Origin of the sequence: Rhodococcus sp. HNM0569 (genome assembly GCF_012726205.1) — a bacterium.
Taxonomy (GTDB): Bacteria; Actinomycetota; Actinomycetes; order Mycobacteriales; family Mycobacteriaceae; genus Rhodococcus_F.
This window is the reverse complement of record NZ_JAASAE010000008.1, coordinates 1-17,820: the sequence shown is the minus strand read 5'-3', so window position 1 is coordinate 17,820 and position 17,820 is coordinate 1. Positions and strand designations below refer to the sequence as shown.

Genomic DNA, 17,820 nt, shown 5'->3' with positions numbered 1-17,820 from the left:
GTATCTGGCCGTGACTGCAGCGGCGGCGTTGCTGGTGGCCGGTCTCACGGGGTGCGGCGACTCAGAGTCCGACGCCTCGGAGTCGACGACGACCGCCGAGCCGATTCAGATCTCGTATCATCCGTGCGATCAGTTGCCGATGTCGGTGATGGAAGACCTCGGCTTGCGGAATATGAGTCGCGACGAAAGAACCAATCCGGTATCGCTGGACTGCGTATTCGTGCATCGCAATCCTCGATTCGGTGCCGGCGTTCATGCTATGGGGCAATCGTTTGAGGATGTCGTCGGCGACCCGAGGCTCGTCGAGAAGGAACGAATGACGGTATCCGGGCGCACCGTGTCCGTCTCGGATTTCACGGCCGGTGTCTCTTGCATGGCCAGCATCGATATCGAGCCCGGGGTGCTGCAGATCGGTGTGGACTACAACGAGGGATCGAGCCGTCCTCAAGATGAACTGAACAACGTCGACGAGGCGTGCGCCGAGGCGAAGAAGATTGTGAACGCCGTCGGTCCGTATTTGCCTGACCGGCTGTGAGCCGTACTCGCAGGGCCGCATTGGTAGCAGGCGCATGTCGTTGGTCGGGGGTCTCACTGCTGTGGTGACATGGAATCCGATGCTGCAGACGAGCGGCAGCGGCGGCGGGAGACCAGCCGCAAGAACGTACCGACCTGATCGCTGCGGAGGTAGATGGTGGTTCGGGAAAACTCCCTCGAGTACGAGAGGCGTTCCTTCATCAACTTCCGAGCCTTCAGCTTCGGAGAGGGAAGCCATCATCGTAATCAATGGATCGACGTGAAGTGCTTTCGGATGCTCGATCGCGAGCTTGATGATCGGTCAATTTTGGCCGCGATGATCGGTCAGGTCGAGTTCCGCGACGATTACGTCGGCGGTGGTGCTGATCCCGCAGGAACCCGGCACGGACCCTACTGGCTGCACTCGATCACCCCTGACCAGTATCGACCGACTGACGGTGCAGACACGATCCAACTCCTCCGCCGGTGGACTGCGCCGTGCGGGGTCCTGCCCGATGCGTTCGAGGATGCGATAGAACGTGCGTTTCGTGTACTTGTGCGAGGCGCGGCCCGCGTGTACACGCTCGCGCAACTCCATGGACCATGGGTGCACGACTACGGAGACATTCACACCGAGTTTCATGAAATCGTCGTCATCGGCAGGAAACTCGGCCAAGTGGTTCTCGCTGTTGCTGCCGATGATTGAACTCGACGGCCTGGGTGATCCTGGTGATCCTGCTCCCGCGCCGTCGATATCGGCTGCCTTCCGGATTCGGAGGGCAACTGTGTCGAGCCGCACCGTCGGGACGGTGTCAGAGCTGGCGACCGCAGCGGCCGCGTCGTGAATCCGCACTGGTTTCGGCATCACATCGAATGAAACGGCGCGCCAATGCCGGTGTGGTGGCGCTGAAACGTGTGAACTCGACGGGAGCCCGATACGCCGTGGCGCTGCCCTCGGTTTCGGCGGGCATCGCGCCTCGTCACCGCTCGTTCACCAAGACTTTCGTTCTCGTATCACCGTTCTCGTAATTGCGCGTCACCTCGCTTCGGTCTGATGGTTCGTGCCCGCCCAGGATCGCCCTCGGGCAGGCCACGACCGCACCGAAAGGTCCCTCGCCCATGCGTACTCGCGTCCCCGCCGTTGCAGGCGCGCTCGCTGCTGCCTCCGCTGTGCTCCTGAGCGGATGTGCCGGCAGCGGATCCGCGTCCAGCGACGACGTCATCCGCTTCGCGACGCTGCCGCTCACCGACGATCCCAACGCCGCCACGCCCGTCGACACCATCGCCGACCTACTCGAAGCCGAGACCGGCTACCGCGTCGAGGTCACCGACGTCCCCAACTACTCGGCCGTCATCGAAGCGATCCGCGCCGGTCACGAAGACATCGGCATCATGAGCGGCTTCCCGTCGGCGCTCGCCGTGAACACCGGCGAAGTCGACTCGCTCGTCGCCTGGCCCGGCAACGACGATCCGGTGTCCACCTGCCTCGTGCTGAATTCGTCGCCACTGCACTCGCTCGCCGACATCACCGCCGACACCACCGTCGCCTTCGCCGACCCCGCATCGAGCTCCGGCTATTTCATGCCGGTCCACATGCTGCACGAAGCGGGTCTCGAGAAGGACACCGACTACACGGTGCTCGTGTCCGGCGGGCACGATCGGAGCCTCCTCGCACTGAAGAACGGTCAGGCCGACGTCGCGTGCACCTCGACGATATTCCCGGCGATGGCGGGGCAAGGCAACCCGATGTTCCCGTTCGAGGAAGGCGAGACGCGCTCGCTCGGCGACAGCATCTCGATGCCGGTGTCGTCGTCGATCCTCGGCAACCCCCGGATGAGCGACGACAAGCGCCGCGCCCTGATCGATGCGCTCCCCAAGGTGTTCTCCGCCGAGAACAAGGACGAGCTCGGCCTCTACGGCGAGGCGATCGGCGACGGCATCGAGCCCGTCGTCGAACCCGACCCGAGTCTGTTCCAGCCGTTCGTCGACGTCGCCGCCGTCGCGGACGTCGACATCTCCGACCTCGAATGATGCAGTCGGAAAGGACAAGATGATGAGCACACCGCTCGATATCCGCTCCACGGAACTGTCGCAGCGCATCGGCGCACCGGCACCCGCCGATGCGCGCGTGAGCGTACGTGGGCTGCGCGTCCGGTATGCGCCCGATGCGCCGTTCGTCCTCGACGGCGTCGACCTCGACGTACACGCGGGCGAGGTGGTGGCACTGCTCGGCTCGTCGGGCTCCGGCAAGTCGACACTGATGAAAGCCATGACAGGTTTCGCGCCGATCGTGTCCGGCACCGCCACGGTGGGCGACGTCGACGTCGCCCACGTGCGCGGCCGCCGGCTGCGGGCATTGCGCGCCCAGGTCGGCCAAGTGTTCCAGCAGTTCAACCTCATCGGCCGACTTCCGGTGCTCACCAACGTGCTCACCGGATCACTGCACGACGCGGGGCCGCTGAACCTGCTCGGCACTTTCCGCAGCGCGGACCGCGCGCGTGCACTGGAGCTGCTCGACCGAGTCGGCATCGCACACAAGGCGAACGACGAAGCCCGGTCGCTGTCCGGCGGCCAGCAGCAGCGCGTCGCCATCGCGCGCGCACTGATGCAGAACCCTCGCGTCATCCTCGCCGACGAGCCTGTCGCATCGCTCGACCCCGCGATGAGCCGCACCGTTCTCGAACTGCTGCAGTCCATCGCGCGCGACGAAGGGATACCCGTGCTCGTCAGCCTGCACGTCGTACCTCTCGCCCTCGCGCACTCCGACCGGATCGTCGGATTGCGCGCGGGTCGAGTCGAGATCGAAGGATGCACAGCCGATCTCGACGAGAGCGAGCTCGCGTCCGTCTACACCGATCCCGCTCGGAGGTCGTGATGGCCGTCCGGTACCAGCCCCGGGACAGCGTGGGGCGCAGCGGGCGCACGGACAGCGTCGACGGTCTGGATCCTGCCGAGCGCGACCGCCTCGGGCGTGCCTTCTCCGTCCCGCGCGCCCGCGTCGGCCTCGGCGCCGTGGTGGCCGTCGCACTGTTCCTGTGGTCGGCGAACGGCGCCCAGTTCGACTTCCTGCGACTCGGCGAAGGTGCCTCCAACATGGGCGAATTCGTCAGCCGCCTTTTTCCGCCGGACTTCGGGAAACTCCCGCTGATCGTCGAACTTCTCGTCGAAACCCTGCAGATGGCGATCGTCGGCACCGTCCTCGGTGCAGCACTGTCGCTCGTCGTCGCCTTCGGCGCCGCGAGCACCATCGCGCCTCGGTGGCTCTACTACCCGTCCCGATGGGCGATGAACGTCATCCGCTCGGTGCCCGACCTCGTGATCGCGCTGATGTTCGTCTCCGCGGTCGGTCTCGGACCGTTCGCAGGCATCCTCGCGATGACGATCGGCTCCATCGGATCGATCGGCAAGATCTTCGCCGAGGCGATGGAATCCGTCGACCGAGGCCCGATCGTCGCGATGAACGCCGTCGGCGCCTCCCAACGCCAGGTGATCCGCTACGGCATTCTGCCGCAAGCGATGCCGATGCTCACTAGCTACACCTTGCTGCTCTTCGAAGGCAACGTCCGCGGCGCCACCATCCTCGGACTCGTCGGTGCCGGAGGCATCGGCCTCGAACTCACCACAGCCATGAACCGATACGACTACGGCCATCTCAGCGCGATGGTCCTGTGCATCATCCTGCTCGTCACCGTCATCGACCAAACCAGCGCCGTCATCCGAAAGAAGATCACGTGACCCTCGACGTCCTCACCGAACTCACCCTCTCGCCGCCGGTCAACCTGCGTGACCTCGGCGGAATCGCGACCCGTACCGGCACCGTGCGGCCCGGCGTCGTGATCCGTGCCGACGACCTGTCGCTCGCCGACTCCGAGTCCGCCGCCCGGCTCGCCGACGACGGACTCACCGCCGTCGTGGACCTTCGCACCGCCGACGAGGTGCGGCTCACCGGTCGCGGGCCGCTCGGTGCGCTGCCCGTCACCTACCATCACGTGCCGTTCATCGCGTCGGTCGCGGCCACCACGCGCGACGTCGTCGGCGGGGCCGCGTTCGACCAGTCGCGGTTCGCGGCAATGTACATCGACATGTTCGAAAGCGCCGCGCCGAGGATCGTGACGGCACTGTCGATCATCGCGCACAGCCGCGGTACCGTCGCCTTCCACTGCGCCGCCGGGCAGGACCGCACCGGGGTGCTCGCGGCGTCGCTGCTCCTCGCGCTCGACGCCGAGAGCGACACCATCGTCGCGGATTACCTTGCCACCGGGCCCAATTCCGACGCCGTCATGGCGCGGACGCGTCAGGTGATCGCGCCGCTGCTCGCGCAAACTGGCGTCGACCTCGACGAACTGGGGCAGCGCGCCGGGAATGCCGAGTTCTCACCCGCGCCCATGCACGGACTGCTCACGTATCTCGACGAGACCTACACCGATCCGCTCGAGCCGCTGCGCCGCGCCGGGCTCACCGACGGCCTGCTCGCGAGCCTGCGCGAGCGGGCGATCGCCTCGTGACGGTCACCGTCGACCGGCGCGGCCCCGGACGGCCACGTGCCGAAGGGCACGACGAGAAGATCCTCGACGCCGTGCTCACCCTGATCGACAAGGACGAGCCGGTGACGGTGAAGGCGGTGGTGGAACTCAGCGGCCTCTCGCGCGCGGCGCTCTACCGCCGCTGGCCCAGCGTGACCGACCTCGTGGCCGCGGCCCTCGACCGCGGGCGCGTCCCCGTCGAGATCGATGCGTCCGGAGATCTCGAAGAGACGATCGTCGGACTGCTGTTCGCCGACCCGGACGCCACACGCGGGCGCGACTACAGCGAACGGCGCTTCCGTAAGCGGATCGCGCTCGTGATGGAGAACGCCGAACTGCAACGTGCGTACTGGTCGTCGCACGTCCGGCGGCGACGGCGAGCGATGGTCCACGCGCTGCACGTGGGGATGGAGCGCGGCGAATTGCGCGCCGACCTCGACGTCGACGCGAGCATCGACGCGATCAACGGGATCTTCTACTACCAACTCGTGGCGCGCGGCACGAGCCTCGACGACCCCGATACCGTGCGACGGTGCCGCACCGCGTTCGAGATCGTGTGGCGGGGAATGACCAGCGGCAGCTGACGGCCCCGTGCGCGGCGGCTACGCCCAGCCGAGCTTCTGCACGGCACCCATCAGTGCGGGTTCCGCACGCTGGCACCAGGTTTCGCCGTCGCTCAGCGGGTTCGCCTGTGCCGTCGGCGTGTCCGGGGTGGCGAGGAGCATGAGCGTCTTGTCCTCGTTCGGCGCCGGCACGTAGGCGGTGCAGAAGTCGCCGACACTGCCGTCGGCGAACGCGTCGATACCGGCGAGGGTGAGCTTGCTCTCCGGACGGAACCGGCTCGGGTCGGTCTTCGTGTTCTGCAGCGTGACGGTGAGGACCGTCTTGTCGGCGCCCTCCCACGCGCAGCTCGACGAGATCTTGTCGTTGCCGGCCTGCGGCTCGGCATCCGGGTTCGACGAGAAGACACCCACCTCGGCGGGACCGAGCAGCGCGCAGGGATCGCTCGTCGTGGCCGGTGCCGCCGCGTCGGAATCCGACCCGCACCCCGCCAGCGCGGCCACCACCGCGAGAGACAACACCGACACACTCGCCGCACGCACACGCATGGCCACCGACTCCTTCTCCGAACACACCGGGCGGAAAGGACGGTAGCTCGAGCCGCCGCGGTGCGGGCGGTCAGCTTCAGCGGCCGGGAGGGAACCGTTTCGACATGCAGCGCGTCAAACCTGATTGGTAACGTGCACGCTGCTTTGAAAAGGGGGGGTCCGTATGGCCGATCAGCACACCGAACAGCTCCGCGCCCAGAACGACGCACTCGAGCGACAGGTGGGGGAGATGCTTGCCCAGCTCGAGGACCAGCAGCGCGAGTTCGCCGACGCGCAGCGCCGCGTCGCCGAACTGCGCGTATGGGGCGAATCCGACGACCGCATGGTGCGGGTCCAGGTGGACGCGACGGGCACCGTGCTCGACGTCGTCGTCGCGCCCGAGGCGACGCGTCGGTCCACGCCCGAACTGCTCGGGTCCGCCATGACGCAGGCCGCGCGCCGCGCCGCCGACAGCGCGCGCACCCAGGCGAACGACGCGATGGCGTCGGTGCTGGCGATCGGCGACCGGATGCCCGATCTGCCCGACCTCGTCCCCGGCGCACCGAGCCTGCGCAGCATGTTCGACGACTTCCAGTTCGCGCAGCCCGACGGACCCGCGCAGTCGCCGTCGCCTTCGCCGTCGCCGGAGCCCGAGGCGGACGACGACTGGGGCCAGTCGTCCTTCCTGAAGGACCCGCTCCGATGAGCCAGCCGCTGTGGATCGACCCCGCGCACGTGCGCAGCGTCGCGCCGCACCTCGACCGGATCGCCGACCGCGCGGCCGCGGCCCTGCAGCAACTCGACGGCGTGCTCGCCGGCGAAGGCGAATGCTGGGGAGCCGACGAGACCGGCGCCAACATCGCCCAGATGTACGTGCCGCGCGCCGAGGCCAACCTGCGTGAGCTCGCCGCGACACCGCAGATCTTCGAACGGACCGGCGCCGCGCTGCGGCAGACCGCCGACTCGCTCGAAGCGCAGGACCAGGGCAACGCCGACGCACTGCGCTGGGGGTCGTAAATGGGCATCGAAATCCCCGGCGCCCTCCGCTGGGTGTCCGAGCACGTCGTCGGCCAGGACTGGCCCGACGCCGACGAGACGGCCATGGAACGCGTCGCCTCCGGCTGGCGCGAGAACGGCAACGAGTTCAGCGACATCCTCGAAGACGCCAAGACCCAGATCAACTCGGCACGCAACGGCATCGACGGCAGCCTCGACCCCGCGATCCAGCAGTACTGGGACCGAATAGACGCCGCCCTCGCCGCCGCCACCGAGCTGAGTTTCCAACTCTCCCAGGACATGGACGGTGCGGCCGAAGAAGTCCGCAACGCCAAACTGAAGATCATCCAGGCCCTCGTCGCCCTCGCCGCGCAGCTCGCCGCGATCGCGGCATGGGCCGTCGTCACCGCAGGCCTCGCCAGCCCCGCCGCCCTCGGCGCACAAGCCGCCACGAGGTTCGTGGTCCAGATGATCATGCGGTGGCTACAAACCGAGTTGGTGAAGAGGATTGCGGTTGGTGCTGCGAAGGGAGCGGGCAAGGGCGCGCTCGAAGCGGCTCTGCAGGAGGGTGCGCTGCAGTGGCTGGAGGAGCGGGACGGGCGCCGCGCGTCTTTCGATTTCGGCGACATCGCCGAAGCAGGTCTTCAAGGCGGCTTCAAGGGCGGTTTGGAGGGCGCTGTGGACGGTGCAATCGAAGGGCTCGGGCCTGCTGCGGACAACAGGTTGGTTCAGACCGTCAAAGACGAAACGGTGGGCAAGGCAGCAGACGCAGCTCAGGAGCATTTGGTCGGCAAACCGCGTGCTGCGGATGAGTTGAAGGAAGAGTTGGATCGACTGACCGGTGTAGATGGCGCTGGTGAAGTACTCGACAAAGCCATGGAGTTGGGGCCGAGGCTCGGACGGGCGACAGACCATGCAGAGGAGCGGGGGGTCGCGCGTTGAGCGCCGACGGCGAACGCGAGTACCGCTCGTTCATGGACATCAGGTACGGCGTCGACAAAATGCTCGAGGAGGCCGAGCGTCGGCAACGTGAACTCGACGCGCGGCCGATTCCGCATGGTGCGCGGCCCGACGAGCGTTATCCGTCGCCGCGCACCGCTCGTCGGATCGGTGCCTTCTTCGTCGACTGGGCTCTGCACCTCGCGGTGTTGTGTGTGATGGCGACGCTCATGTTCCGAATGGGCCCGGAGGGCATCGTTCTGCCGGTTGTCGGGTGGATCGCGGTGTCCTTCGTGCACCGTGTCGTCGTACAGTCGGTGACGCGCGCGACGCTCGGGAAGGCGATCTTCGGCCTTCGCATCGTCCGTCGCGAGGACGGGGGAGCGCCGGACTTCGGCTACCTCCTGAAGTGGTGGCTGCGGGGTGTTCCGGCGTCGCTGGTGGCATTTCGCGTCGGAGCCCGCGGCTTCGACTTCTACGACGAGGTCTTCGCCAAGCACCCGGTGTTCCCATGCTCGGTGCGCACGATCGATCTGAAGGAAACTGCCGACCCGCTGCGCGCGTGAGCGCGGTCAGCAGCCGCCGAGTACGCCGAGCGAATCGAGTTCCGCTCCGAGCTTCGCCGCGAACGTGCTGTGGCCCTGCTGGTTCGGGAGCACGCCGTTGTCGTCGTACTCGGTGGGCGCGAGCCATTCGGCAGTTGCGGGATCGACGAACGTGACACCCGCGGCCTCGGTCCCGGCCGCCACGGCGTCACGCGATGCCCGCACGGTCGCGGCGTTCACACCGGGTGCCGCAGCGGGACCGACTGCGACGATCTTCGTATCCGGCAGCGCACTCGTCAGCTGCGTGAAAAGCTCTGTCGCAGCCTGCTCTTGAGTAATGCCGCCGGGATCGATCGTGCTGCCCTGCACGATGACGACGTCCGGCTGCGCGGCGATCGCGTCCTCGACACGGTCCACGAACGGCGTCGTCGCATCGGTGGCCGTCGCTGGCACCGTGTATCCCGTGCCCGCTTGCCCGAGTACAGTCGTCGCCCAACAGCGCGCCTGACCGAGCAAATGCGCGTAGCCGCGCTCCGGCGAGTCGGCACCTGCACCTGCCGCATACGCATCGCCGATCACCACAGCGCGAACCTCGTCGGCGGCCGGAGCCACCGCCGTCGCCGAGTACGACGACACGTATTCGCTGTCGGGTACCGCACGATTCTGGACGTAGACGTACCCCACCACGATCGCGACCATCGACACCAACACGAAGGCCCAGAACGCAACGTTCTTCGGCTTCAGCTCGGTCGCACGCGGACCATTCGGATACGGCATTGCGCAATTATGCACGAGGCAAAGTCGGCTCCAGCACCGCGCTTGGATTGCCTTGACCTGGGTGAACCGTGTGGGCGCCGGGCAAGTGTCGCGGTATGTGTGTTTGTGGGTAGCGAAATTCGAGGGGCGTGACCTCGACCACAAAGTAGTGAGGTCACGGTCCGGTCACGCTAGGGTTGCCGACAGCACTGACCGCAGCTGACTCGACTCGCTGCGGTCAGTAGTCATTTCTGGGCCTGTGCTACCCGGTCATCTCCACGGCCGAGGTTTTCGGTTGATGCGACAGGCCGGTTCCGGCGGACTTCGACGCTGCTGCTCCGCGCCTGGGCGGATGCCCCAGCGAAACCGTCTCGGTCGTTCGAATTTCCTGTGGCCTCCTGTTCAGGCATTCGAACATCGTGTACTGCACCGGAACTGGGTATATGTGGCGCTATGGGCTGAGTGGCGACTTGTGCGGTTGTGCGGTGGGTGGGTGCGCGAAATTACTCGGTCGTGGCTATTGATTCGAATCTGTGTTCGAACTAGGCTTCGTTCATGGGGCTGGGGGATTCATTAGAGACGACGCGCGGTGAGCCGTGGCAGTTGAGCGACGGCGAGTTGCTCGCGGGGGTCATCGATGTTTCGCGCACGATCGCCGAATTACAGGCGACGCGTGTCGCGATGATGGGGGAGGTCGAGGTCCGCCGCGTGGCGGTCGACGCCGGGTATCGCGACAGTGCCGCGTGGTTGGCAGCGCACACGCTGTTGGAGATCGGGGAAGCACGCGCAATCGTGGGTCTCGCGGGGTCGTTGTTGCGGGAGCCGGAGATCGCAGAAACGGTTGCCTCGGTGGAGGTGTCGGCGAAGCATGCGCAGATCATGTGCGACTTCTTCGAACACCTTCCCGGTGGTTTTCCGAACGCTGTCGAGGAGCCGGAGGCTTTTGTCGAAGCGAAGCGGGAGTGCCGCGAGGCGTTCTTCCTGGCGTCGGGAGTTCGGGGTACGGTCCGCGGGATGCAGCGGGTGAAGGCGACCCTCGAGGCGACGTTCGAGACCGACGAGGCACCGCACAGCGAACGTGCCGACCTCAACCGGTTCGACCTCTCGCGCACCCTCAACGGCCGATACGCGCTGCGCGGTGACCTGGACGCCGAATCGGGGGAGATGCTGCAGGCGGCGTTGTCGAAACTGTCGGCACCGCGCCCCGCCGACGACGGGACCCGGGATCCACGACCACCGTCGCAGCGCCGCGCCGACGCCCTGGTCGAGGTGGGGCGCAGGTTCCTCGGCGCCGGGCTCACCGGTGACGAGGCCGGCGAACGCCCACACCTGACCGTCGTCATCCGGGAACGCGACCTGCGTGAGCAGGGCGTGGACGTGGGGTTGGGAGTCGGTGAGACGTCACGAGCCAGTGATGGCGTACGTGTGCCCTGGACACCGTGGGGTGGAACCTTGTCGATCGCGGCTGCCCGGAAGACCGCGTGTGATTCCGACGTGACGCCGGTGGTGGTCGACGAGGCAGGGGTGCCGCTCGCGATGGGCCGCACCACCCGCCTGGTCACCCAGTCCCAGCGTCGTGCACTGCGGGTACGGGACCGTGGCTGCGCCTTCCCGGGGTGCGGGGCACCGACCGGATGGACCGAAGCACATCACATCGTGCCGTGGATCGACGGTGGGCCCACCGATCTCGACAACCTAGTGTTGCTGTGCGGGCATCATCATCGATTCCTGCATCACAGCAAATGGAGAGTCGAGATCCACGAAGACGACAAGATGCCGTGGTTCACGCCACCACCCACACCACTCGGGCCGGGCGAACCACTCCCGGCACACCGTAATTCGATACCGCTGCTGGCCTAGCTGTACGGCCTGGCCGACAGGTGTGGAGCCGAGTGCACCCGCCCCGGGCGGGCGATTCGGCATGCCCTCACCCGCATCTCACCCGCACACCGGCACGTCGACAGTGACGGACGGGTCGTCGACGAGCGGCTGCACCGGAACGCGCGCCTCGTCCGGCTGCCCGCAGGCATGATCGACGCCGACACGATCCAACGAGATCTATCAGGGCAACCTGTTCTCGCAGCAGCGCGTCACCTCGTACACGCAGCTCATCACCGGCGAGACCCTCGCGCAGCGCACGATCGACAAGCTCGAGCTCGACGAGAGCGCCGCCGACCTCGCGTCGCACGTGAGTGCCAACTCGGCGCCGGACACGGTGCTCGTCAACCTGAAGGTGCAGGACCCGTCGCCCGAGCGGGCCCGCGACATCGCGAACGCGATGTCCGACGAGTTCGTCGTCATGGTGCGTGAGCTCGAGACTCCCGAGTTCGGCGGTGCGCCCGCCGCGCGTGTCGTCGTCGAACAGCGCGCGGACGCGCCGTCGACGCCCGTGTCGCCGAAGGTCAAGCGCAATCTCGCGCTCGGTTTCGCGGTCGGCCTGCTGCTCGGCATCGCGCTCGCCGTGCTGCGCGACCGCCTCGACAACACGGTCAAGGACCGGCGCACCGCCGAGGACGTCACCGGCGCCGCGATGATCGGCACCATTCCGTTCGACAAGGAACGCCAGGTCACCCAGTCGATCGACTTCGCGTCCGGCAACTCCGCGAGCGCCGAGTCGTTCCGCGAACTGCGCACCAACCTGCAGTTCCTCGAGGTCGACAACCCGCCGCGCGTCATCGTCGTCACCAGTTCGCTGCCCGAGGAAGGCAAGACGACCACCGCGATCAACCTCGCGCGCGTCCTCGCCGAGAGCGGCAAGAGCGTGTGCCTCGTCGAAGGCGACCTGCGCAAGCCGCGCGTGTCCAAGTACCTCGGCGTCGTCGGATCGGTCGGGCTGTCGAGCGTGCTCGCCGGTCGCGCGCGCCTCGACGAGGTGATGCAGCAGTCCGACGCCGGCACCATGCAGATCCTCGCGTCCGGGCCGATCCCGCCGAACCCGAGCGAGCTGCTCGGGTCGGACGCCGCGCGGCACGTCATCGCGTCGCTGCGGGAGCGGTTCGACTACGTGATCGTCGACGCGTCGCCGCTGCTGCCCGTCACCGACGCCGCGGTGCTGTCTGCGATGGCAGACGGGGCGCTGCTCATCGCGCGGCACGGCACCACGAGGAAGGACCAGCTCACGCGGGCCACCGGTAACCTCGCGGCTGTCGGGGCACGCGTACTCGGCACGATCATCACGATGACCCCGGCCCGGCGCAAGGGCGTCTACGAGTACAAGTACTACTACGAGTCGGACGCCGTGACGCCCCCCGCGCCCGCCCCGGTGCCTGCCGCCCGGCCGGTCGGCGAGGCGGTGCCGCGGCACCGCAGCGAGCCGTCCAGCTACGAACGCTGAGGCCGGTGGCACCCGCCGGGCTGCCGGTCACAATGTCACAGTGTGTGCGCTCGATGCACACGGTGCGACATCGTGACCGCTCCGGCGAGGTGTGACCGGGGGTGTCGGGCTTCTAGCTGGTGACGGGGGAGTCCGCCGTGAGCAGCGGCATCAACCGGCCCACGGTCTCGGCGATCTCGTCGCCGACCCCCACGAACACCTCTTCCTCCTGGCCGATCGGGTCGACGATGTCTTCGGGATCGCCGGTGTTGCGGTGTGCGGTGCGCGCCGACGCGAGCGAGTCGGGGTCGGTGGCATCGGAGGCTTCGACGAGGCGCAGCGCTTCGCGCAGGGTGAACGTGCGGTGCAGTGCCGACGGGGCCGTCTCCAGCACCTTCTCGCGCTGACGTTCGCTCATCGTGAGGACGAGATCGGCGGCGCCGACCATGTCCGCGGTCACCATGCGCGCGGTGAAGCCCTCGGGGTCTCCGCCCAGGCTCTCGAGCACCTGCGCGGCCGTCGGGTCCATCGCGTGGCCGACGACGGCCTGGACCCCGGCACTGCGTGCCTCGAACGATTCGGTCCCCGACTCCTGCGCGTATGCGACCGCGAGCCGCTCGGCGATGGGGGACCGGCAGATGTTGCCGGTACAGACGAATAGGACACGCATGCGTGCAACCCTAATTCCTGCGAGCAGGCGCGCACGAATTGCACCGAGATACCGGCCGCCCGGCCCGGTGTGGTAACAGTCACAGTTCGCGTCGTCGGGACGGCTCGCGCAGCATGCGTGGCGGCGGCTCCCGAGGCCGCGGTTTCGTGACGGAGCACAGGGTCGGCGCGGTCAGTAGCCCGGATGCGCGACGGCGAGCCGCGCCGCTACCGCATGCCGGATCGCGCGCGCGACGCGCGGATCGTCGGCCGAGCACGAACCTGCGCGCAGCCCGAGTGCGAGATCGGCCTCCGAGTCGAAACCTGCTTGCGTGACGAGATTTTCGTGCTGTCCGCGGAGAACGGGTCCGACCGTCGCCTCGCGGCGCACGACGTCGAGTACGCCCGATGCGACGCGCGCGAGATAGCGCCCCCGGGGATCGGGCTCGTCGCGGTCGCGGAGGAACGCACGTACCGCGTCGACGAGCTCGCTCAGCGCCGGTTGCCCGAACAGGTCGCCGGACGATTCTTCCGGCAGGTCGAGCGGTGGATCCTCGCCGTCCGCATCGTGGCCGAGCAGTGCGAGCAGGTCGTGTTCGCATTCGGCGATGCGCCTGCCGATCGCGAGCAGTTCCAGCGGGTTCGTCGCATCGGGCGCGCGGCCGCGCTGTGTCTGCATCCGGCACATCACGGCCCAGCGCAGCGTGCCGTAGACCTCCCACCAGTGCACGGCCTCGGCGTCGGGCGCGGTCCCGGATTCGTCGTGGTAGCCGCGGAACAACTCGTCTCGTGAGCCGAAACCCCCGACCGGATGAGGAGATCCGAACCGCCACGTCTTGACGCACAGCCAGCCCAGGTCTTCCATCGGGTCGCCGCGGTGGACGAGTTCCCAGTCGAGCACCGCGGTGATGCCGTCCTCGTCCACCAGGACGTTCCCGTTCCGGAAGTCACCGTGCACCACCGTGTCTCGCGACTCCGACGGCCGGTGCGCGCGCAGCCACGCGAACGCGATCTCGAGGACCGGAAGCGGCGGACCCGTCCGGGTGTACTCGTCGAACAGCTCCTGCACCTGGTCGCCGCCCGCCAGTCCGGGAAGCGCGGACGGGTCCATGCGGTGGATGCGCGCCGCGACCCGCCCCAGCTCGTACGGCAGCGTCGTGCGCACGCGGGCGTAGTGGTCGTCGCGCAGCAGCCGTTGTGGCAGCGCCTCGCCGTTCACCTTGTGCATCAACAGGTATGCCGAACCGATGTCGTCAGCGGTGCCCGGCGAGGCAACCTCGACGACCTGCGGTACCGGCACCCCCGCCGCGCCTGCCGCGCCGAAAGCTGCACCCTCGAGGGCGATGCGGGCGGGATCTTCGCTGCCGGGCGGGTCGCGGCGCAGCACCAGCGCGCGGTCGTCGGCGGTGAACGACCACGTCTCGCGGCTCGCCCCGCCGGTGAGCCGCGCGAGCCCCGACACCGTGCACGCATCGCCACTGAGCGCGCTGAGCCGACGCTCGAGCGCCTCCTGCAGGGCCGCGCTCACCGTGCGCCCAGGTAGCCGACCGCCGCCAGTGCGATCTCCTGGTAGCGCGCCGTCACCTCGTCGGCGCCGAGCGGGCCGTCGGCGCGGTACCACGTGGCGACGGCGGTGCACGCGGACACGACGAAGCGCGCCGCGTCGACCGGCGTGGGCGTCGTGAAGGCGCCCCGTCGGGCCCCGTCCGCGACCACTCGGTCGAACATGCGCTGCTGCACATCACGTTTCGTGACCACGACGGCCCGCGCGTGCGGCGTGAGGCTCCGCAGTTCCGAGTTGCCGAGCAGGCTCTCGCGTGGTGCCGCGGTATGCCTGCCGACGTGCACGCCGACGATCGCGCGCAGTCGGTCGGCCGGGTCGGTCCCGGCCCGCAGCAGTGCGTCCTCGGTGGCGGTCACCAGGTCGTCGAGTCCGCGATCGAGGATCAGCGCCAGCAGATCGTGCTTCGAGCCGAAGTAGTTGTAGAGCGAGCCGACCGAGACCCCCGCGGCCGACGCGATGTCGCGCACGGACGTGCCGTGGTAGCCCTTCGCGGCCATGGTCTCGACCGCGGCCGCGATGAGGGCCGCGGCGGTGGGGTCGTCCGTGGCGCGGACCACCGCCGACGGGGCGAGGGTAGTGGGTGCTGCGGGCATACTCCCCCCGTCCGGTCGTGGAGCGCTCATCCGGTGATGAACAGGCGTTCAGCGGTGGTGGCCGATGGTGGGTCTCCGTGTCGGCAAAGCGAACGGTAACACCCGAAGTGGTTGAAATCACAGCGTCGCGGCCTTAATGTCTCGCTCTGAACGATCGTTCACAGGCCCGACGGAGGGGAACGCCCATGGACCTCGACACGCCGGACATCCGGCAGTTGCTCGTCGACCTCGACGAGTTCATCGACGACGAGATCGTGCCACTGCAGGCGCAGGACGACAACGAGCGTTTCTTCGATCACCGGCGGGAGTGGGCCCGCACCGACTTCGAGGCGGGCGGGCTGCCGCGCGCCGAGTGGCACGAGTTGCTCGGCGAGATGCGCAGGCGTGCCGACAAGGCCGGGTTCCTGCGCCGCGACCTGCCGCGCGAGCTCGGCGGCGCCGACGCGAGCAATCTCGAGATGGCCGTCGTGCGTGAACACCTCGCGCACCGCGGGCTCGGCCTGCACAACGACCTGCAGGACGAGTCGTCGGTCGTCGGCAACTTCCCGGCAGTGCACCTGGTGTGGCAGTTCGGCACCGACGCGCAGAAGGACGAGTTCGCACAGGCCCTCGTCGCGGGCGACAAGCTCATGGGCTTCGGGCTCACCGAACCGGACCACGGCTCGGACGCGACATGGATGGAGACCACTGCGGTCCGCTCGGGTGGCGACTGGCTGCTGCGCGGCGCGAAGCGGTGGAACACCGGAATGCATGTCGCGACGCACGATCTCGTGTTCGCACGCACGTCCGGCAAGCCGGGCGACGCGCTCGGCATCACCGCGTTCGCCGTCCCCGTCGACGCGCCGGGGTTCTCGATCGACCAGTTCCGGTGGACGCTCAACATGCCCACCGATCACGCCGACGTGACACTGCGGGACGTCCGTGTCCCCGATACGGCGATCCTCGGCGAGGAAGGCAAGGGCCTGGTGCTCGCGCAGGCGTTCGTGCACGAGAACCGGATCCGGCAGGCGGCGTCGAGTCTCGGTGCCGCGCAGTACTGCATCGACCGGTCCGTCGAGTTCGCGCGCGAGCGCGTCACCTTCGGCCAGCCGCTCGCACACCGGCAGGCCGTGCAGTGGCCGCTCGTCGAGCTGCACACCGACGCCGCGATGATCCGGTCCCTCACCCGCGAGACCGCACGCGATCTCGACACCCGGGCGCACATGGAAGTGTCCGATCGCGTGTCCATGTGCAACTACCGTGCCAACCGGCTGGTGTGCGACGCGGCCGATCGCGCGATGCAGGTGCACGGCGGCATGGGCTACAGCAGGCACCTGCCGTTCGAGCACATCTACCGGCACCACCGGCGGTACCGCATCACGGAGGGCGCCGAGGAGATCCAGATCCGCAAGGTCGCCGGTCACCTGTTCGGTTTCACCGGAGGGCGTGCGTCGTGACCGCGGGCGGCGAGGATCAGGTCCTGCTCGAGCGCGACGGTGAGATCGCGATAGTGCGGTTGCACCGGCCCGACCGGTTGAACGCGTTCACCTACGAGATGTGCGATCGGCTCGTCGAGATCATGGACACGTGCGAGGCCGACGACACGATCCGCGCGATCGTGCTCACCGGTTCCGGGCGCGCATTCTGTGCAGGCGCCGATCTCGGCGGCGGCGGTGCGACATTCGTGCTCGAGGACGACCCGGACACGGGCGGTGCGCCTGCCGACCGCGGTGGCGTCGTCGCGCTGCGCTTCTACCGCTCCACCAAGCCGCTGATCGTGGCGGTCAACGGGCCCGCGGCAGGCGTCGGTGTCACGATGACGCTACCCGCCGACGTCCGTATCGCCGCCGACACCGCCCGATTCGGTTTCGTGTTCACCAAACGGGGCATCGTGCCCGAGGCATGCTCGTCGTGGTTCCTGCCGCGCCTGGTCGGCATCTCCACCGCACTGCGCTGGACGATGGGCGGGCACACCGTCTCCGCGGGCGAGGCGCTCGAGCACGGGCTCGTCGACGAGATCGTCCCCGCCGGCGACATCCTTGCGCGGGCGGTGGCGATCGCCCGCGACATGGTGGCCGAAACCGCGCCCGTCTCCGTCGCGCTCACGCGGCAGTTGATGTGGCGCATGCTCGGTGCGCCGTCGCCCGAGGACGCGCACCGGGCCGACTCGCTCGGCGTGTACGTGCGCGGGGCCTCGGCCGACGCGCGCGAGGGCGTCGAATCGTTCCTGGAGAAGCGCCCGGCGCAGTTCCCGGACCGGCTCTCCGACGGCCTGCCCGTCCTCTTCCCCCTGTGAGCACTTTGCGAGTCCAGGCACGCTGTTGAGTCTGGGTTGATGTGAGACACGAGATGTCTACCCAGAT

At 68.2% G+C, this 17,820-nt stretch carries 19 protein-coding genes and 1 pseudogene; 15 read left to right on the top strand and 5 right to left on the bottom strand.

Annotation, left to right across the window (positions count from 1 at the left end; translation table 11 throughout):
* The first annotated feature begins 10 nt into the window (after positions 1-10).
* From HCA44_RS12600 to HCA44_RS21265, 7 genes are all read left to right on the top strand, one after another.
* A complete protein-coding gene (locus HCA44_RS12600; RefSeq protein WP_169648920.1) occupies positions 11-535 on the top strand; it encodes a DUF3558 family protein in 525 nt (174 codons plus the stop codon).
* A gap of 153 nt (positions 536-688) precedes the next feature.
* The gene (locus HCA44_RS12595) at positions 689-1,219 is read left to right on the top strand and encodes a hypothetical protein (protein ID WP_169648919.1); all 531 of its coding nucleotides are present in this window, start codon (positions 689-691) and stop codon (positions 1,217-1,219) included.
* Positions 1,220-1,632: 413 nt separating this feature from the next.
* Positions 1,633-2,544 (top strand): phosphate/phosphite/phosphonate ABC transporter substrate-binding protein, encoded by a 912-nt coding sequence (phnD, locus tag HCA44_RS12590; RefSeq protein ID WP_169648918.1) that lies wholly within the window; start codon positions 1,633-1,635, stop codon positions 2,542-2,544.
* A 22-nt stretch (positions 2,545-2,566) separates the two neighbouring features.
* Positions 2,567-3,388, top strand: a complete 822-nt coding sequence (locus tag HCA44_RS12585) for an ATP-binding cassette domain-containing protein (RefSeq protein WP_169648917.1) — start codon at positions 2,567-2,569, stop codon at positions 3,386-3,388.
* Entirely contained in the window at positions 3,388-4,248 is an 861-nt protein-coding gene (gene phnE / locus HCA44_RS12580; RefSeq protein ID WP_169648916.1) for a phosphonate ABC transporter, permease protein PhnE, read from the top strand. Before HCA44_RS12585 ends, phnE begins: the two co-directional genes overlap by 1 nt.
* Positions 4,245-5,018, top strand: coding sequence for a tyrosine-protein phosphatase (locus HCA44_RS12575; RefSeq protein WP_169648915.1), 774 nt, complete (start codon positions 4,245-4,247; stop codon positions 5,016-5,018). The genes phnE and HCA44_RS12575 overlap by 4 nt, the downstream gene beginning before the upstream one ends.
* Positions 5,015-5,620: a TetR/AcrR family transcriptional regulator gene (locus HCA44_RS21265; RefSeq protein WP_169648914.1), complete on the top strand. Its 606-nt coding sequence runs from the start codon at positions 5,015-5,017 to the stop codon at positions 5,618-5,620. Before HCA44_RS12575 ends, HCA44_RS21265 begins: the two co-directional genes overlap by 4 nt.
* Before the next feature lie 18 nt (positions 5,621-5,638).
* Here HCA44_RS21265 and HCA44_RS12565 read toward each other — a convergent pair whose 3' ends face one another.
* Complete coding sequence (locus HCA44_RS12565) at positions 5,639-6,145, bottom strand: hypothetical protein (protein ID WP_169648913.1); 507 nt, start codon at positions 6,143-6,145, stop codon at positions 5,639-5,641.
* A gap of 163 nt (positions 6,146-6,308) precedes the next feature.
* Here HCA44_RS12565 and HCA44_RS12560 point away from each other — a divergent pair, with 163 nt between their 5' ends.
* From HCA44_RS12560 to HCA44_RS12545, 4 genes are read left to right on the top strand one after another with little or no spacing between them, the layout of a single operon-like run.
* Entirely contained in the window at positions 6,309-6,830 is a 522-nt protein-coding gene (locus HCA44_RS12560; RefSeq protein WP_169648912.1) for a YbaB/EbfC family nucleoid-associated protein, read from the top strand.
* Entirely contained in the window at positions 6,827-7,141 is a 315-nt protein-coding gene (locus HCA44_RS12555) for a type VII secretion target (protein WP_169648911.1), read from the top strand. Before HCA44_RS12560 ends, HCA44_RS12555 begins: the two co-directional genes overlap by 4 nt.
* Positions 7,142-8,062, top strand: a complete 921-nt coding sequence (locus HCA44_RS12550) for a hypothetical protein (RefSeq protein ID WP_169648910.1) — start codon at positions 7,142-7,144, stop codon at positions 8,060-8,062.
* Positions 8,059-8,625, top strand: a complete 567-nt coding sequence (locus HCA44_RS12545; RefSeq protein WP_169648909.1) for an RDD family protein — start codon at positions 8,059-8,061, stop codon at positions 8,623-8,625. Before HCA44_RS12550 ends, HCA44_RS12545 begins: the two co-directional genes overlap by 4 nt.
* Positions 8,626-8,631: 6 nt before the next feature.
* Here HCA44_RS12545 and HCA44_RS12540 read toward each other — a convergent pair whose 3' ends face one another.
* Positions 8,632-9,381: an SGNH/GDSL hydrolase family protein gene (locus HCA44_RS12540; RefSeq protein WP_169648908.1), complete on the bottom strand. Its 750-nt coding sequence runs from the start codon at positions 9,379-9,381 to the stop codon at positions 8,632-8,634.
* Positions 9,382-9,915: 534 nt separating this feature from the next.
* On the opposite strand from HCA44_RS12540, the gene HCA44_RS12535 reads away from it, so the two are divergent.
* Positions 9,916-11,220, top strand: a complete 1,305-nt coding sequence (locus HCA44_RS12535) for an HNH endonuclease signature motif containing protein (RefSeq protein ID WP_169648907.1) — start codon at positions 9,916-9,918, stop codon at positions 11,218-11,220.
* 190 nt (positions 11,221-11,410) lie between these two features.
* A pseudogene (locus HCA44_RS12530) lies at positions 11,411-12,679 on the top strand (polysaccharide biosynthesis tyrosine autokinase); the annotation flags it as partial.
* A gap of 127 nt (positions 12,680-12,806) precedes the next feature.
* Here the strand turns inward: HCA44_RS12530 and HCA44_RS12525 are convergent.
* The 3 genes from HCA44_RS12525 to HCA44_RS12515 form a co-directional block, all read right to left on the bottom strand.
* Entirely contained in the window at positions 12,807-13,343 is a 537-nt protein-coding gene (locus HCA44_RS12525; RefSeq protein ID WP_169648906.1) for a protein tyrosine phosphatase, read from the bottom strand.
* Between the two features lie 171 nt (positions 13,344-13,514).
* Entirely contained in the window at positions 13,515-14,849 is a 1,335-nt protein-coding gene (locus HCA44_RS12520) for a phosphotransferase family protein (RefSeq protein WP_169648905.1), read from the bottom strand.
* The gene (locus HCA44_RS12515; protein WP_169648904.1) at positions 14,846-15,478 is read right to left on the bottom strand and encodes a TetR/AcrR family transcriptional regulator; all 633 of its coding nucleotides are present in this window, start codon (positions 15,476-15,478) and stop codon (positions 14,846-14,848) included. The genes HCA44_RS12520 and HCA44_RS12515 overlap by 4 nt, the downstream gene beginning before the upstream one ends.
* 185 nt (positions 15,479-15,663) lie before the next feature.
* On the opposite strand from HCA44_RS12515, the gene HCA44_RS12510 reads away from it, so the two are divergent.
* Together HCA44_RS12510 and HCA44_RS12505 are read left to right on the top strand one after the other, a co-directional pair.
* A complete protein-coding gene (locus tag HCA44_RS12510; RefSeq protein ID WP_169648903.1) occupies positions 15,664-16,914 on the top strand; it encodes an acyl-CoA dehydrogenase family protein in 1,251 nt (416 codons plus the stop codon).
* Positions 16,911-17,753: an enoyl-CoA hydratase-related protein gene (locus HCA44_RS12505; RefSeq protein WP_169648902.1), complete on the top strand. Its 843-nt coding sequence runs from the start codon at positions 16,911-16,913 to the stop codon at positions 17,751-17,753. Before HCA44_RS12510 ends, HCA44_RS12505 begins: the two co-directional genes overlap by 4 nt.
* Positions 17,754-17,820: the final 67 nt, after the last annotated feature.

What these genes read in the sequence shown, in the direction of transcription:
- HCA44_RS12595 (WP_169648919.1), top strand. Translation starts at nt 689, where the DNA reads ATGGTGGTTCGGGAAAACTCCCTCGAGTACGAGAGGCGTTCCTTCATC.
- phnD (WP_169648918.1), top strand. Translation starts at nt 1,633, where the DNA reads ATGCGTACTCGCGTCCCCGCCGTTGCAGGCGCGCTCGCTGCTGCCTCC.
- HCA44_RS12585 (WP_169648917.1), top strand. Translation starts at nt 2,567, where the DNA reads ATGAGCACACCGCTCGATATCCGCTCCACGGAACTGTCGCAGCGCATC.
- phnE (WP_169648916.1), top strand. Translation starts at nt 3,388, where the DNA reads ATGGCCGTCCGGTACCAGCCCCGGGACAGCGTGGGGCGCAGCGGGCGC.
- HCA44_RS12565 (WP_169648913.1), bottom strand. Translation starts at nt 6,145, where the DNA reads ATGCGTGTGCGTGCGGCGAGTGTGTCGGTGTTGTCTCTCGCGGTGGTG.
- HCA44_RS12560 (WP_169648912.1), top strand. Translation starts at nt 6,309, where the DNA reads ATGGCCGATCAGCACACCGAACAGCTCCGCGCCCAGAACGACGCACTC.
- HCA44_RS12555 (WP_169648911.1), top strand. Translation starts at nt 6,827, where the DNA reads ATGAGCCAGCCGCTGTGGATCGACCCCGCGCACGTGCGCAGCGTCGCG.
- HCA44_RS12550 (WP_169648910.1), top strand. Translation starts at nt 7,142, where the DNA reads ATGGGCATCGAAATCCCCGGCGCCCTCCGCTGGGTGTCCGAGCACGTC.
- HCA44_RS12540 (WP_169648908.1), bottom strand. Translation starts at nt 9,381, where the DNA reads ATGCCGTATCCGAATGGTCCGCGTGCGACCGAGCTGAAGCCGAAGAAC.
- HCA44_RS12535 (WP_169648907.1), top strand. Translation starts at nt 9,916, where the DNA reads ATGGGGCTGGGGGATTCATTAGAGACGACGCGCGGTGAGCCGTGGCAG.
- HCA44_RS12525 (WP_169648906.1), bottom strand. Translation starts at nt 13,343, where the DNA reads ATGCGTGTCCTATTCGTCTGTACCGGCAACATCTGCCGGTCCCCCATC.
- HCA44_RS12515 (WP_169648904.1), bottom strand. Translation starts at nt 15,478, where the DNA reads ATGCCCGCAGCACCCACTACCCTCGCCCCGTCGGCGGTGGTCCGCGCC.
- HCA44_RS12510 (WP_169648903.1), top strand. Translation starts at nt 15,664, where the DNA reads ATGGACCTCGACACGCCGGACATCCGGCAGTTGCTCGTCGACCTCGAC.